Raw genomic sequence first — 13,883 nt, 5'->3', positions numbered from 1 at the left:
TATGCCTGATCAAAATGAAACGCGACATATTGCGCCCCGCTACTGGCTGAAAATACTCGCTCAACGAGAGCGCTACCGGCTAGCGGGGGCAGCAGTTTGCGGTGTCCTAGCCGGTATTCAAACCGTGGCGCTGGTAGTGGGGTTAGCCTGGTTTATTGATCAGCTAGTGATTCATCACCGTTCACTTACGGAGCTTTTGCCGCTATTTGGCGGGTTAGCCCTAGCGGTAGTGCTTCGCGCTCTTTTCCTGTGGGGGCAAGAAGCCTTAAGTGCTGAGGCCAGCCTTCGAATTCGTCAGTTTGCTAGAGCCGAACTGTTAGCGAAGATCGCGAAACTGGGGCCTGTTTGGTTAACGCAGCGGCAAAGTGGCGCGCTAGCTACTCAGGCTGTGGAGCATATTGATGCGTTAGATGGCTACTTCGCTCGCTTTTACCCTCAGCTGCGTATTGTGGTTGCCTTGCCGCTGCTAATAGCCTGCGTTGTGGGGTGGCTCGATTATTTAGTCGCTATTTTTCTGCTCCTTTCGGCGCCGCTTATCCCATTATTTATGGCTTTGGTAGGCATGGGGGCTGAGCGTTTGAATCGAGATCAGTTTGCGGCAGTTTCACGCTTATCCGCTCATTTTATTGATCGTGTGCGCGGCATGACGACGTTGCAGCTTTTTGGTCACACTCGCTCTGCTCAGCAAGCGGTGTGGTATGCCACCGATGAGTATCGCCGTTTAAGTATGCGCACTTTGCGACTGGCGTTTTTATCTTCTGCGGTGCTTGAGTTCTTTGCGTCTGTCGCGATTGCGGTCGTTGCTATGTATGTAGGCTTTGGTCTACTGGGTTATATCGATTACGGCCCTTCGCCATCGCTTACACTATTCAGTGGTTTAGCCGTGCTGCTCTTGGCGCCTGAATTCTTTCAACCTCTACGCACGCTTTCCCAGCACTATCATGATCGTGCGGCAGCATTAGGGGCGGCAGAAAGCATCGTTGCAATTTTTAATGAGCCACCATTGGTTCCTCATCATATATCGGCACCTCAGGCGCAATGCGTGGAGTGCGAGTTAGCCTGTGTGAGTGTGGGGTATGCCGAGCGGGAACCTTCTCTTCAAGGTGTAAATATGAGGGTTGTTGGCGGTGATGTTGTGGCCATCACGGGAGCGTCGGGAAGCGGTAAGTCGTCTTTGTTAGCGGTTTTGGCAGGATTTATGGTGCCAGTCAGTGGGGAGTATCGGCGCCGGTCATCAAAAGTGGCGTGGCTTGACCAAAACCCCTGCATTATTCAAGGCAGTATGGCGGACAACCTCCGATTAGCTAATCCAGAAGTGAGTGAGTCAGCGATGGTGGCGGCATTGCACAGGGCAGGATTGACTGCATTACTCGAGGCATTACCCGCCGGGCTCGAAAGCATGATTGGTGAGCGGGGGGTTGGCCTTTCGGGTGGGCAGGCTCAACGGCTTGCCCTTGCTCGTGTTTATTTAAGTACAGCGTCGTTAATAGTATTGGATGAGCCAACGGCAAATTTGGACGCATCGACGGAAGAGGTCGTTGTTCAAGCGCTGCTTGAATGGGCCAGAGAGGGGAGAACGCTGGTGATTGCAACTCATCATCCTGCCATCGTGAACGTGGCTAATCGTTACTTCATATGTGAAGCAGGTAAGCTCGATGAGGTGGTCGCATGAGGCCTATCTACCGTGAGTTCAAGCCTTGGCTGGCTCTCTTGTTGCGTCGCCGTCAACGCTTTTTGCTTGGCGCTCTGCTGGTCTGGATCACTCTGCTGGCGGGCCTTTCTCTTCTCGGTTTATCGGGGTGGTTTATCGCTTGCTGCGCCCTAGCGGGCATCGCATTAGCCGCAGGGCTGCCTTCTTCTTTAGATATTTATGTGCCCGGTGGCGGCATTCGTTTTTTTGCCTTGTTACGGACGGTTGCGCGTTACGTAGAGCGTCTTTATAACCACAATACGGTATTAACGCTGCTGGCGGATCTACGTTTTCGGGTGTTCGGATATTTGACGCACCTTGACGATGCCAGTTTACGTCGCCGTCGCGCTAGCGACTGGTTGAGCCGCTTAACGGCAGATATCGATACTCTGGATAATTTCTATCTTCGCCTCCTGATTCCGCCCCTTGTTGCGCTATTGTGCTTACTCGCCGTGTCAGCTTTTATCGCTATTTGGTTGCCGGGCGTTGCGCTGGTGGTTGCTGTCTCATTAGGTCTGCTATGGCTGATTATTACGTTGGGCTATGCCTGGTTTGGATTTTCCAACAGTTACCAGCAGGTAAGCGATCAAAGAGAGCTACGCCACTTGGTACTTGATCAAGTTCAAGCGTCTGCAGAGCTGATGAGTTACGGCACGAGTGCTTGGCATCAGCAGAAAATTTCCCGTCATGAAGCGTATGCTGCCGCTAACCACCGACGCTTAGCGCTTAAATCAGCGTTAGGTAATGCATTGGTCTCCCTTGTGACCGGCATGCTGTTATTGGCCGTATTGTGGCTTGCCAGCATTGCTTTGGTTGAAGGGCGTGTCAACGGACCAATTATGGTAATGGTTGTATTGATCATTTTGGGTATCAATGAAGCGTTTAACTTGTTGCCTGCTGCTTTTATTAAGCTAGGGGCAAGCTATGCGGCGGTTCAGCGGCTTAATATGTTATCGGCGAATACAGTTAGCCCGTCATCAGTCGTCTTTCCTACCGAGCACCAAGCCCATTCACTGTGCGTTAAAGACGTCTCGTATTGCTATCCCAGCATGCTTGAGCCTGCTTTGAGAGAGGTTTCATTGGAGCTTCCTACAGCGAAGCGAGCAGTGATCACAGGCATTTCTGGCGCTGGTAAATCAACACTTGCACAGCTGCTAATGGGGCGTGTATCGCCCTCTACGGGGAATGTCAGCTTTGCAGGCGTTGCTCCCTCTGAGCTGACAGAAGATAGCCGTGCAGCCCGTTTCGCCATGCTGTCTCAGCAGGTGGATCTTTTCGATGGCTCACTGGCAGACAATTTACGTATTGCTAATCCCAACGCAAGTGATGAGCAGCTATGGAATGCGTTGGATCAAGTAGCGTTAAGCGACTGGGCACAGCGCCAACCACGGAGGCTGGCAACTCCGGTAGGTGAAAAAGGGCAGCAGCTTTCCGGTGGACAAGCACGACGGGTGGCCTTGGCGCGCTTGTTTTTGCGTAGTCCAAGCGTCGTGTTGCTGGATGAACCTTTTGCTGGTGTGGATGCAGAAACGGCACGGCACATAGCGGGTGCTTTAGATCAGTGGCTTCGCCAAAAAACAGTGATTTATTTTATTCATCAAATAGACGATGCAGCGTTATTACCAGGAGTTGAATATTACTGGCGGCTTGATGAAGGTCAGCTAATTACTGATACTAGCATCAATAGCTCAGTGACTTAAGCGATCCACAAGGAGTTCGATATGCATGAATTTTTACGCCAGCTTCCAAAAGTAGAGCTACATCTGCATATTGAAGGCTCTCTTGAGCCTGAACTCATGTTTGAGCTTGCGCAGAGGAATAATATCAAGCTGCCTTATGCAACGGTTGAAGATGTCAAAGCTGCTTATCAGTTTGATGATCTACAGGGATTTTTAAATCTCTATTACCAGGGCATGGATGTACTGCGCAATAAGCAGGACTTTTATGATTTGGCGATGGATTACTTTAAACGAGCACGAGAAGAGGGCGTGGTGCATATCGATATGCACTTTGACCCACAAGCGCACTTGCAGCGCGGGGTTCCGCTTGAAGTTGTGATGGCAGGTCTGTTACAAGCGAAAGATGATGCTGAAAAGTCGCTAGATTTGTCTGTTGGCATGATCATGGCATTCCTTCGGGATCGTCCAGAGGATGAAGCGTTGCACGTTTTTGAGCAGGCTGCTCCCTATTGGAAGTTTCTTGACGCGATTGGCTTAGATAGTGCGGAGCGTGATAACCCACCCTCCAAGTTTCAAACACTGTTTGCGCGTGCGAAGGATGTCGGCTTAGTGCGTGTGGCTCATGCAGGTGAGGAGGGCCCAGCTGACTATATTGTTGAGGCGCTCGATATACTTGATGTGCAGCGTATTGATCATGGTGTGCGCTGTTTGGAGAGTGACGCTGTTATTCAACGCCTTCGAGAGCAGCAGACGGTACTAACCGTCTGCCCGCTCTCAAACGTTAGCCTGAAAGTGGTTGAGCAATTAAGCGACCACCCGCTCCCTAGGTTGCTATCGGAAGGATTAAAAGTGACGATCAGTTCAGATGATCCAGCGTATTTTGGAGGTGGTTTACTTACAAACCATTTAGCGTGTGCTGAAGCATTTGGCTGGGACGAAGATGTTTTTCGTACGCTAAATCGTCATGCGATCGAAGAAGCATTCACAACGGAAGCGCGCCGTGAATTACTGATGCAGCGTTTAATGAATGCATAAATTATATGCATGGAAGCCAACTGCCGGCGCAAGGCCGGCAGTTGTATAGTTCATTATCTTATCAGCACTAGGGTAGTGCAGGGATTTCGAAGTCAGGCATTTCGCCTGTGAGCGTATGCAAAAACGCAGTAATGTCGCTAATCGTGGCATCATCAAATTCGCGGCCTAGCATCTCTTCTCCCATGATGGCGACCGCTTGCTCTAGCGTTTCAGTAGCACCGTTATTCATATAGGGGTAGGTAACGGCGACGTTTCGAAGCGTAGGTGTTTTAAAACGGTATTTGTCGCTCTCTTCCCCTGTCACCACGTAGCGGCCTAGGTCTGTAGAGCCTGGCACCTGGATTGCGTGGAAACGGCTATCTGTTAGTGCTGGTCCACTGTGGCAAGCGATACACCCATTATTTACAAACGCTGCCATGCCATCCTTTGCTTGATCGCTAATGGCGTTTAGGTCACCGCGTAAGTAGCGGTCAAACGGCGAATTTGGTGTATTAAGTGTGCGCTGGAAGGAGGCAAGCGCTTTGGCTAGGTTATCGGCACTGATTGGATCTTCGTCGTCAGGGTAGGCTTCAGCAAATTTTTCCTGGTAGAGATCAAATTCCGTTAAGCGTTCCAGTGCCATTTCAAGATCCATCGCCATTTCGACATCGGCTTCGATAGGGCCAAGCGCTTGCCCTTCAAGATCTGGTTCACGACCATCCCAGAACTGTGCTTCAAAAAAACCACTGTTTAGAACGGTTGGGGTGTTGCGCTCTCCTACTTGTCCGTCATGGCCCACTGCACGAGGGATGCGGTCAGCCCAGCCTAGAGCTGGGTTATGGCAGGTAGCGCAGCTAATGACACCGCTAGAAGAAATTCGCGGCTCAAAAAACAGCATATTACCCAGCTCAACTTTTTCTTCGCTAAGTGAGTTGCTCGCTGGAATAGGCGGCAAATATGGCAGCGCCTCAAAACGGGCTCGATAATCCTCAAAGCCGTCTTCTGCAACGACGGCGCCAGTGGATATTAAAGCTGCGCTGGCAATAATGCCGGGCAGAATTTTTTGCGTCATTTTCATTGATGATCCCCCTGCTTGAGTAGCACTCATAAATAGCACTTATATTGGCTAGTCTTACTGCTTGCTAATCTACCCTTAATCAAAATAGGTGCTTTTAGTGCTTATTTTCAACCGAGTGTAATGGTCGGGTAATCGGGTGGCTTGCGCTGGGTCAATGTTTGTTGCAATTTTTATTAAAACTTAAGGTTTGTTCTAAGCTGCAGGGGGATAGGAGAGGAGGGTGTGAGATACCCTGATTGAAAATGTAATTTAGCTGCCTTAATGGCACGGAGGTAGTATGCCGCGTTATCGATATCCTGCTATTCCTGAATCAGAAGTAACGCCTAAGTCAGTTTTCGATAATCGTCGCCACTTCTTGCGCCAGAGCTTTGCTGCCGGAGCTGGTGCCTTGCTTTTCCCCAGTATGCTTCTCCCCAAAAATGCGCATGCTTGGGCTGATGTGCTCAAGCCTGCGCTTGAAAGTGATCTGCCGCGCCAGGAACTGGCGGGTGGTGAAGCGCTAACCGACTTTCGAGATGCCACCACATATAATAACTTCTACGAATTCGGCACAGGGAAGCGAGACCCGGAAGTGTATGCTCATAATTTGCCGGTTGATCCCTGGAGCGTCGTTTTAGAAGGTGAGCTAAATAACACAGGGGCTATACCTTTTGAGGATATTCTCAGGCGTCACTCTTTGGAGGAGCGTATTTACCGATTACGCTGTGTTGAAGCATGGTCGATGGTGATTCCTTGGATTGGAATACCTCTGGCGGCTCTGCTTAACCACCAAGGCCTAACGTCCCGGTCTAATTATGTTGAATTTGAGTCGTTGTATGATCCAGATAACCTAAGAGGGCAGCGTCGCTCCGTTATCGATTGGCCATATCGGGAGGCGCTGCGTATTGATGAGGCAATGCATCCCCTAACACTGCTAGCAGTGGGTATGTATGGAGAAAAAATGCCTAATCAAAACGGTGCGCCCCTTCGGTTAGTTGTGCCATGGAAGTACGGTTTTAAAAGCATTAAATCCATTACTAAAATACGTGTTCGGGAGGAGCAACCTACGACGTCCTGGCAAGCGCGTAATCCTGAAGAGTATGGTTTTTACGCCAATGTAAACCCTGAGGTTAATCACCCCCGTTGGTCGCAGGCAAGAGAGCGTAGAATTGGTGAGTCAGGCCGTCGGGAAACGTTGATATTCAATGGTTATGGTGAAGCAGTAGCTCATCTCTATGAAGGTATGGATCTTCAAAAACATTATTGATAAGCAGTGAGTAATTTATGGCAGTTAATGCACAGCCAATAGCGTTGTTCCGCCTTAGCGTGTTAGCAGCCGGTCTGTTACCGGGCTTGTGGCTAATATGGCAGTGGTACTTTGGGGACCTAGGCGCAAATCCAGCGGAAGCCGTGATCCACTTCACTGGAAAGGTTGGACTGTCGCTGCTATTAGTAACGATATCTTTTAGCCCAGCGTTTCGGCTGACACGCTGGCTGGGAATTATGAAGGCGCGCCGTCAAATTGGTCTGTGGTCTTTTTTTTGGCTAACCTTGCATATGCTCTCATGGATGGGGTTGTATCAGTACTGGGAGTGGCAGTGGATTTGGCATGAAATGATCGCTCTTGAATATATACGCTATGGCGCTGTAGCTCTGCTGCTACTTATACCATTGGCTTTAACCTCATTTCATTGGGTGCCTGCTAAGATAGGCTGGCAAGCTTGGCAAGCTTGGCACTGGTTGCATCGGTTGATCTATATCTCTGCAGGACTTGGGGTATATCACCTGTGGGTTCTCACTCGTGCAGATTATCTGCTGCCTACTTTATTTGCTTTATTATTAGCTGGATTGGTCTTTTTTCGGCTCGTTGATGCATGGGTTCATCGTCAGTAAAAACGAGTAATAAAAAACTGAGCTATGTGCTTGACCAGAGAAAAAAAACCGGTATTATATGCACAGATCGAACGGCAGCAGCCTTCGAAAGCTCTTTAACAATTTGATCAGGTAATTCATGTGGGCGCTTGCCGATGAGGGTGATAAATCACCAAATATCAAGGCAGGCGCACAAGAAAGATGTTCACATCTTTTGAATTCGTTTGAACCTTGAGCCAAGTTTGATGCGCTTCTGTTGCTTTCAAGTGACAGGTAAGCATCACAATGATTTTAAACTGAAGAGTTTGATCATGGCTCAGATTGAACGCTGGCGGCAGGCCTAACACATGCAAGTCGAGCGGTAACAGATCTAGCTTGCTAGATGCTGACGAGCGGCGGACGGGTGAGTAATGCATAGGAATCTGCCCGGTAGTGGGGGATAACCTGGGGAAACCCAGGCTAATACCGCATACGTCCTACGGGAGAAAGGGGGCTTCGGCTCCCGCTATTGGATGAGCCTATGTCGGATTAGCTAGTTGGTGAGGTAATGGCTCACCAAGGCAACGATCCGTAGCTGGTCTGAGAGGATGATCAGCCACATCGGGACTGAGACACGGCCCGAACTCCTACGGGAGGCAGCAGTGGGGAATATTGGACAATGGGGGCAACCCTGATCCAGCCATGCCGCGTGTGTGAAGAAGGCCCTCGGGTTGTAAAGCACTTTCAGCGAGGAAGAACGCCTAGGGGTTAATACCCCCTAGGAAAGACATCACTCGCAGAAGAAGCACCGGCTAACTCCGTGCCAGCAGCCGCGGTAATACGGAGGGTGCAAGCGTTAATCGGAATTACTGGGCGTAAAGCGCGCGTAGGTGGCTTGATAAGCCGGTTGTGAAAGCCCCGGGCTCAACCTGGGAACGGCATCCGGAACTGTCAAGCTAGAGTGCAGGAGAGGAAGGTAGAATTCCCGGTGTAGCGGTGAAATGCGTAGAGATCGGGAGGAATACCAGTGGCGAAGGCGGCCTTCTGGACTGACACTGACACTGAGGTGCGAAAGCGTGGGTAGCAAACAGGATTAGATACCCTGGTAGTCCACGCCGTAAACGATGTCGACCAGCCGTTGGGTGCCTAGCGCACTTTGTGGCGAAGTTAACGCGATAAGTCGACCGCCTGGGGAGTACGGCCGCAAGGTTAAAACTCAAATGAATTGACGGGGGCCCGCACAAGCGGTGGAGCATGTGGTTTAATTCGATGCAACGCGAAGAACCTTACCTACTCTTGACATCCTGCGAACTTGTGAGAGATCACTTGGTGCCTTCGGGAACGCAGAGACAGGTGCTGCATGGCTGTCGTCAGCTCGTGTTGTGAAATGTTGGGTTAAGTCCCGTAACGAGCGCAACCCTTGTCCTTATTTGCCAGCGGGTAATGCCGGGAACTCTAAGGAGACTGCCGGTGACAAACCGGAGGAAGGTGGGGACGACGTCAAGTCATCATGGCCCTTACGAGTAGGGCTACACACGTGCTACAATGGCCGGTACAAAGGGTTGCCAACTCGCGAGAGTGAGCTAATCCCGAAAAGCCGGTCTCAGTCCGGATCGGAGTCTGCAACTCGACTCCGTGAAGTCGGAATCGCTAGTAATCGTGAATCAGAATGTCACGGTGAATACGTTCCCGGGCCTTGTACACACCGCCCGTCACACCATGGGAGTGGACTGCACCAGAAGTGGTTAGCCTAACGCAAGAGGGCGATCACCACGGTGTGGTTCATGACTGGGGTGAAGTCGTAACAAGGTAGCCGTAGGGGAACCTGCGGCTGGATCACCTCCTTAAGCGATGCATCATCCTCGCGGTAAGCGCTCACAATGAATTACCTGATCAGATAGTAGAGCAAACGGTTTAAGCACGATCCCCTCTTGGGTCTGTAGCTCAGTTGGTTAGAGCGCACCCCTGATAAGGGTGAGGTCGGCAGTTCAAGTCTGCCCAGACCCACCAAATTCCTGCGATACTACGTTAAAATGCTCCTCGTATAGCAGGCTATACGTCATTGCATTTTACCTTGTCTCACAGAAATTAATGGCAAGAGGTAAGGTCAGCAAAAACGATGGGGCCATAGCTCAGCTGGGAGAGCGCCTGCCTTGCACGCAGGAGGTCAGCGGTTCGATCCCGCTTGGCTCCACCATTACGTACTGTTTTATATGTATCGTTTTATAGTACCTTAACGACCGTTTGTGAATGTTTTGTGACCACTGATAAGTCACTGTGTTTTAACGCACTGCTTTATCACTGTTCATTGAACAGCTGCTCTTTAACAATGTATATCATGCTGACATAAACACTTCTAAGAAGTGTTTATACGTAAATTGTTTTGTGATACGTCTCAAGCGTATCCGGCAATCGTTATCATTGTGAATCCCAGACTCCTTCGGGTTATAGGGTCAAGCAATGAAGCGCACACGGTGGATGCCTAGGCAGCCAGAGGCGATGAAAGACGTGGTAGCCTGCGATAAGGCTCGGCGAGGTGGCAAACAACCTGTGACCCGGGCATTTCTGAATGGGGAAACCCACTCAGCATAAGCTGAGTATCTTGCGCTGAATACATAGGCGTAAGAGGCGAACCAGGGGAACTGAAACATCTAAGTACCCTGAGGAAAAGAAATCAACCGAGATTCCCCTAGTAGCGGCGAGCGAACGGGGACCAGCCCTTAAGCATGAGACTGATTAGGCGAACACGCTGGGAAGCGTGGCCGTAGCGGGTGATAGCCCCGTAGTCGAAAATCTGATCATGTGAAATCGAGTAGGTCGGGGCACGAGAAACCTTGACTGAAGACGGGGGGACCATCCTCCAAGGCTAAATACTCCTGGCTGACCGATAGTGAACCAGTACCGTGAGGGAAAGGCGAAAAGAACCCCGGAGAGGGGAGTGAAATAGATCCTGAAACCGTGTGCGTACAAGCAGTAGGAGCAGACTTGTTCTGTGACTGCGTACCTTTTGTATAATGGGTCAGCGACTTATATTCAGTGGCGAGGTTAACCGTTTAGGGGAGCCGTAGGGAAACCGAGTCTTAACTGGGCGACACAGTCGCTGGATATAGACCCGAAACCGAGCGATCTATCCATGAGCAGGGTGAAGATTGAGTAACATCAATTGGAGGCCCGAACCAGGATCTGTTGAAAAAGATTTGGATGACTTGTGGATCGGAGTGAAAGGCTAATCAAGCTCGGAGATAGCTGGTTCTCCTCGAAAGCTATTTAGGTAGCGCCTCACGTATCACCGCCGGGGGTAGAGCACTGTTTCGGCTAGGGGGTCATCCCGACTTACCAACCCGAGGCAAACTCCGAATACCGGTGAGTGCGAGCGTGGGAGACACACGGCGGGTGCTAACGTCCGTCGTGAAAAGGGAAACAACCCAGACCGTCAGCTAAGGTCCCCAAATCCTGGTTAAGTGGGAAACGATGTGGGAAGGCTCAGACAGCTAGGAGGTTGGCTTAGAAGCAGCCATCCTTTAAAGAAAGCGTAATAGCTCACTAGTCGAGTCGGCCTGCGCGGAAGATGTAACGGGGCTAAACCAGGTACCGAAGCTACGGGTGCATTCTTAGGAATGCGCGGTAGAGGAGCGTCGTGTAAGCCGATGAAGGTGAATTGAGAAGTTCGCTGGAGGTATCACGAGTGCGAATGCTGACATGAGTAACGATAAAGGGAGTGAAAAACTCCCTCGCCGGAAGACCAAGGGTTTCTGTTCGACGCTAATCGGAGCAGAGTGAGTCGGCCCCTAAGGCGAGGCCGAAAGGCGTAGTCGATGGGAAACGGGTCAATATTCCCGTACCGGACATGATTGCGATGGGGGGACGGAGAAGGCTAGGTGAGCCAGGCGTTGGTTGTCCTGGTGAAAGTGAGTAGGCTGGGGTCTTAGGTAAATCCGGGACCCTTTAAGGCCGAGACACGAGACGAAGACACCACGGTGTCGAAGTCATCAATGCCACGCTTCCAGGAAAAGCCTCTAAGCTTCAGATCATGTGCGACCGTACCCCAAACCGACACAGGTGGTCAGGGTGAGAATCCCAAGGCGCTTGAGAGAACTCGGGTGAAGGAACTAGGCAAAATGGTGCCGTAACTTCGGGAGAAGGCACGCCGGCGTAGGGTGACGAGACTTGCTCTCTCAGCCCGAACCGGTCGAAGATACCAGGTGGCTGCAACTGTTTAGTAAAAACACAGCACTCTGCTAACTCGTAAGAGGACGTATAGGGTGTGACGCCTGCCCGGTGCCGGAAGGTTAAATGATGGTGTTAGCCGTAAGGCGAAGCTCTTGATTGAAGCCCCGGTAAACGGCGGCCGTAACTATAACGGTCCTAAGGTAGCGAAATTCCTTGTCGGGTAAGTTCCGACCTGCACGAATGGCGTAATGATGGCCACGCTGTCTCCACCCGAGACTCAGTGAAATTGAAATCGCCGTGAAGATGCGGTGTACCCGCGGCTAGACGGAAAGACCCCGTGAACCTTTACTATAGCTTCACACTGGACGCTGATGTTGCCTGTGTAGGATAGCTGGGAGGCTTTGAAACCCGGACGCCAGTTCGGGTGGAGCCAACCTTGAAATACCAGCCTGGCATCATTGGCGTTCTCACTCAGGTCCGTTATCCGGATCGAGGACAGTGTGTGGTGGGTAGTTTGACTGGGGCGGTCTCCTCCCAAAGAGTAACGGAGGAGCACGAAGGTACCCTCAGCACGGTCGGACATCGTGCAATGAGTGCAAGAGCATAAGGGTGCTTGACTGCGAGACAGACACGTCGAGCAGGTGCGAAAGCAGGTTCTAGTGATCCGGTGGTTCTGTATGGAAGGGCCATCGCTCAACGGATAAAAGGTACTCCGGGGATAACAGGCTGATACCGCCCAAGAGTTCACATCGACGGCGGTGTTTGGCACCTCGATGTCGGCTCATCACATCCTGGGGCTGAAGTCGGTCCCAAGGGTATGGCTGTTCGCCATTTAAAGTGGTACGCGAGCTGGGTTTAGAACGTCGTGAGACAGTTCGGTCCCTATCTGCCGTGGGCGTTGGATGTTTGAGAAGAGCTGCTCCTAGTACGAGAGGACCGGAGTGGACGACCCTCTGGTGTTCCGGTTGTCACGCCAGTGGCATTGCCGGGTAGCTATGGTCGGACAGGATAACCGCTGAAAGCATCTAAGCGGGAAGCCCCCTTCAAGATGAGACATCCCTGAGGCCTAGAGCCTCCTAAAGGGCCCAGCGAGACCAGCTGGTTGATAGGCACGGTGTGGAAGCGCTGCAAGGCGTTGAGCTAACGTGTACTAATGGCCCGTGAGGCTTGACCCTATAACACCCAAGGGGTCTGGTCGCAGTGATAACGAAAACCGGATACGCAGCAGCAAGCCACGCCGCTTGCTGACAAGAGACGATCACAAAACACGCATTACCTGTTCAGCATGATATGCATTACCTGTTACGCCTGACGACCATAGCGAGCGTGAACCACCTGATCCCTTGCCGAACTCAGCAGTGAAACCGCTTAGCGCCGATGGTAGTGTGGGGTCTCCCCATGCGAGAGTAGGTCATCGTCAGGCACTTATACCGCAAAAAACCCAGCCAAATGGCTGGGTTTTTTGTTTGTCTGGAAGAAATATATAACGGTAAGCGTTTATAATTAACAATAACTTGCTTATGTCGTGGCTGTTACCATCTAGCCGAAAACGTCTCTAAAAAGCATTATTTCCTATGTAGATGTTATTGCTCATTGATTTAAACTCTTCGGTGGCTCCTGTGTAGCTGATGGAAGTTAGCATTTAGTAAATGCGTGTTCCAGCACTGCTCCGTCAGTTCTAGGCAGACCATATTTCCAATTTGGTGCAGTATGCTGTTTTATCCATGCCAGCGATTCTTGAAAAATTTTAGGAGCTATCTCCATGTCGGCTGAGACCGCTAACTATGAAAATGCCAGCCGTGATCGTATTGAACAAAGCATTTTAAGTGCCGCAGAACAGGTATTTTCTCAGCACGGTTACCGCGGCGCGAGCCTACAGGCGATTGCTGACCAAGCAGGTTTACCCAAAGCCAATATCTTGTACTACATGGGGAGCAAGCAGGCACTGTATGTGCGATTGTTAAATCGCATGATGAGTCGTTGGAATGCAGTCCTTGAAGATATTACCCCTGAAAGTGATCCTGGGCAGGTGCTGAGTGAGTTCATTCGTACCAAAATGCTGCTCGGACAGCGTTATCCTGAGGGTTCAAAGCTATTTGCTGCAGAAATTTTGGCCGGCGCCCCCTTTCTAAGTGACTACTTATCAGGTGAATTAAAAGAGTGGGTAGCCTCACGAGCGGCGATTATTCGCCAGTGGTCGTCACAGGGGAAGATGGATGATGTTGATCCCCGCTGGCTGATATTTCTGATTTGGTCATCTACCCAGCATTACACAGAATATAGTGCTCAAGTAAGCGGTATATTAGGACAAAATACGCTCAGTGAAGCTGATATTGAGTCGATCTCTCAGTTTTTAGAGCAGGTTATTTTAAAAGGCTGTGGCATTCGGCAATCATCTCCGTCTAGCAATATGCCCGCGTAA

At 50.8% G+C, this 13,883-nt stretch carries 7 protein-coding genes, 2 tRNA genes and 3 rRNA genes; 11 read left to right on the top strand and 1 reads right to left on the bottom strand.

All coding sequences use genetic code 11. The features are described 5' to 3' along the window. Window position 1: 1 nt before the first annotated feature. From cydD to LOS15_RS06895, 3 genes are read left to right on the top strand one after another with little or no spacing between them, the layout of a single operon-like run. On the top strand, window positions 2–1,672 hold the full coding sequence (gene cydD / locus LOS15_RS06905; RefSeq protein WP_263069094.1) for a thiol reductant ABC exporter subunit CydD: 1,671 nt from the start codon (window positions 2–4) through the stop codon (window positions 1,670–1,672). Then, window positions 1,669–3,390 carry a thiol reductant ABC exporter subunit CydC gene (gene cydC / locus LOS15_RS06900; RefSeq protein ID WP_263069092.1) on the top strand — a complete coding sequence of 574 codons (1,722 nt, stop codon included), beginning with the start codon at window positions 1,669–1,671 and terminating at the stop codon, window positions 3,388–3,390. Before cydD ends, cydC begins: the two co-directional genes overlap by 4 nt. 21 nt (window positions 3,391–3,411) lie before the next feature. Then, window positions 3,412–4,404, top strand: coding sequence for an adenosine deaminase (locus LOS15_RS06895; protein WP_263069090.1), 993 nt, complete (start codon window positions 3,412–3,414; stop codon window positions 4,402–4,404). Window positions 4,405–4,471: 67 nt separating this feature from the next. Here LOS15_RS06895 and LOS15_RS06890 read toward each other — a convergent pair whose 3' ends face one another. After that, complete coding sequence (locus LOS15_RS06890) at window positions 4,472–5,461, bottom strand: cytochrome-c peroxidase (protein ID WP_263069088.1); 990 nt, start codon at window positions 5,459–5,461, stop codon at window positions 4,472–4,474. A 277-nt stretch (window positions 5,462–5,738) separates the two neighbouring features. Between LOS15_RS06890 and msrP the strand changes: the two genes are divergently transcribed. The 8 genes from msrP (at window position 5,739) to LOS15_RS06850 (ending at window position 13,883) form a co-directional block, all read left to right on the top strand. Continuing rightward, a complete protein-coding gene (gene msrP / locus LOS15_RS06885) occupies window positions 5,739–6,707 on the top strand; it encodes a protein-methionine-sulfoxide reductase catalytic subunit MsrP (RefSeq protein ID WP_263069087.1) in 969 nt (322 codons plus the stop codon). Between the two features lie 17 nt (window positions 6,708–6,724). Then, window positions 6,725–7,333: a sulfite oxidase heme-binding subunit YedZ gene (locus LOS15_RS06880; RefSeq protein WP_263069086.1), complete on the top strand. Its 609-nt coding sequence runs from the start codon at window positions 6,725–6,727 to the stop codon at window positions 7,331–7,333. A gap of 272 nt (window positions 7,334–7,605) precedes the next feature. Then, a 16S ribosomal RNA gene (locus tag LOS15_RS06875) occupies window positions 7,606–9,138 on the top strand. Between the two features lie 86 nt (window positions 9,139–9,224). Then, window positions 9,225–9,301: transfer RNA gene (locus tag LOS15_RS06870), tRNA-Ile, on the top strand. A 111-nt stretch (window positions 9,302–9,412) separates the two neighbouring features. Further along, a tRNA-Ala gene (locus LOS15_RS06865) sits at window positions 9,413–9,488 on the top strand. 254 nt (window positions 9,489–9,742) lie between these two features. Next, a 23S ribosomal RNA gene (locus LOS15_RS06860) occupies window positions 9,743–12,636 on the top strand. Window positions 12,637–12,768: 132 nt separating this feature from the next. Beyond that, window positions 12,769–12,884 (top strand): 5S ribosomal RNA (gene rrf, locus LOS15_RS06855). Together the 16S, 23S and 5S rRNA genes with 2 tRNA genes alongside form the textbook arrangement of a ribosomal RNA operon. Window positions 12,885–13,223: 339 nt before the next feature. Continuing rightward, window positions 13,224–13,883, top strand: a complete 660-nt coding sequence (locus LOS15_RS06850) for a TetR family transcriptional regulator C-terminal domain-containing protein (protein ID WP_263069084.1) — start codon at window positions 13,224–13,226, stop codon at window positions 13,881–13,883.

Origin of the sequence: Halomonas sp. 7T, from assembly GCF_025643255.1 — a bacterium.
GTDB lineage: Bacteria > Pseudomonadota > Gammaproteobacteria > Pseudomonadales > Halomonadaceae > Vreelandella.
This window is presented reverse-complemented; position numbering and strand designations above follow the sequence as displayed.

Bases quoted from the DNA above. Each gene is read 5' to 3' on its own strand.
- LOS15_RS06890 (WP_263069088.1), bottom strand. From the start codon at position 5,461: ATGAAAATGACGCAAAAAATTCTGCCCGGCATTATTGCCAGCGCAGCT.
- msrP (WP_263069087.1), top strand. From the start codon at position 5,739: ATGCCGCGTTATCGATATCCTGCTATTCCTGAATCAGAAGTAACGCCT.
- LOS15_RS06850 (WP_263069084.1), top strand. From the start codon at position 13,224: ATGTCGGCTGAGACCGCTAACTATGAAAATGCCAGCCGTGATCGTATT.
- cydD (WP_263069094.1), top strand. From the start codon at position 2: ATGCCTGATCAAAATGAAACGCGACATATTGCGCCCCGCTACTGGCTG.
- LOS15_RS06895 (WP_263069090.1), top strand. From the start codon at position 3,412: ATGCATGAATTTTTACGCCAGCTTCCAAAAGTAGAGCTACATCTGCAT.
- LOS15_RS06880 (WP_263069086.1), top strand. From the start codon at position 6,725: ATGGCAGTTAATGCACAGCCAATAGCGTTGTTCCGCCTTAGCGTGTTA.
- cydC (WP_263069092.1), top strand. From the start codon at position 1,669: ATGAGGCCTATCTACCGTGAGTTCAAGCCTTGGCTGGCTCTCTTGTTG.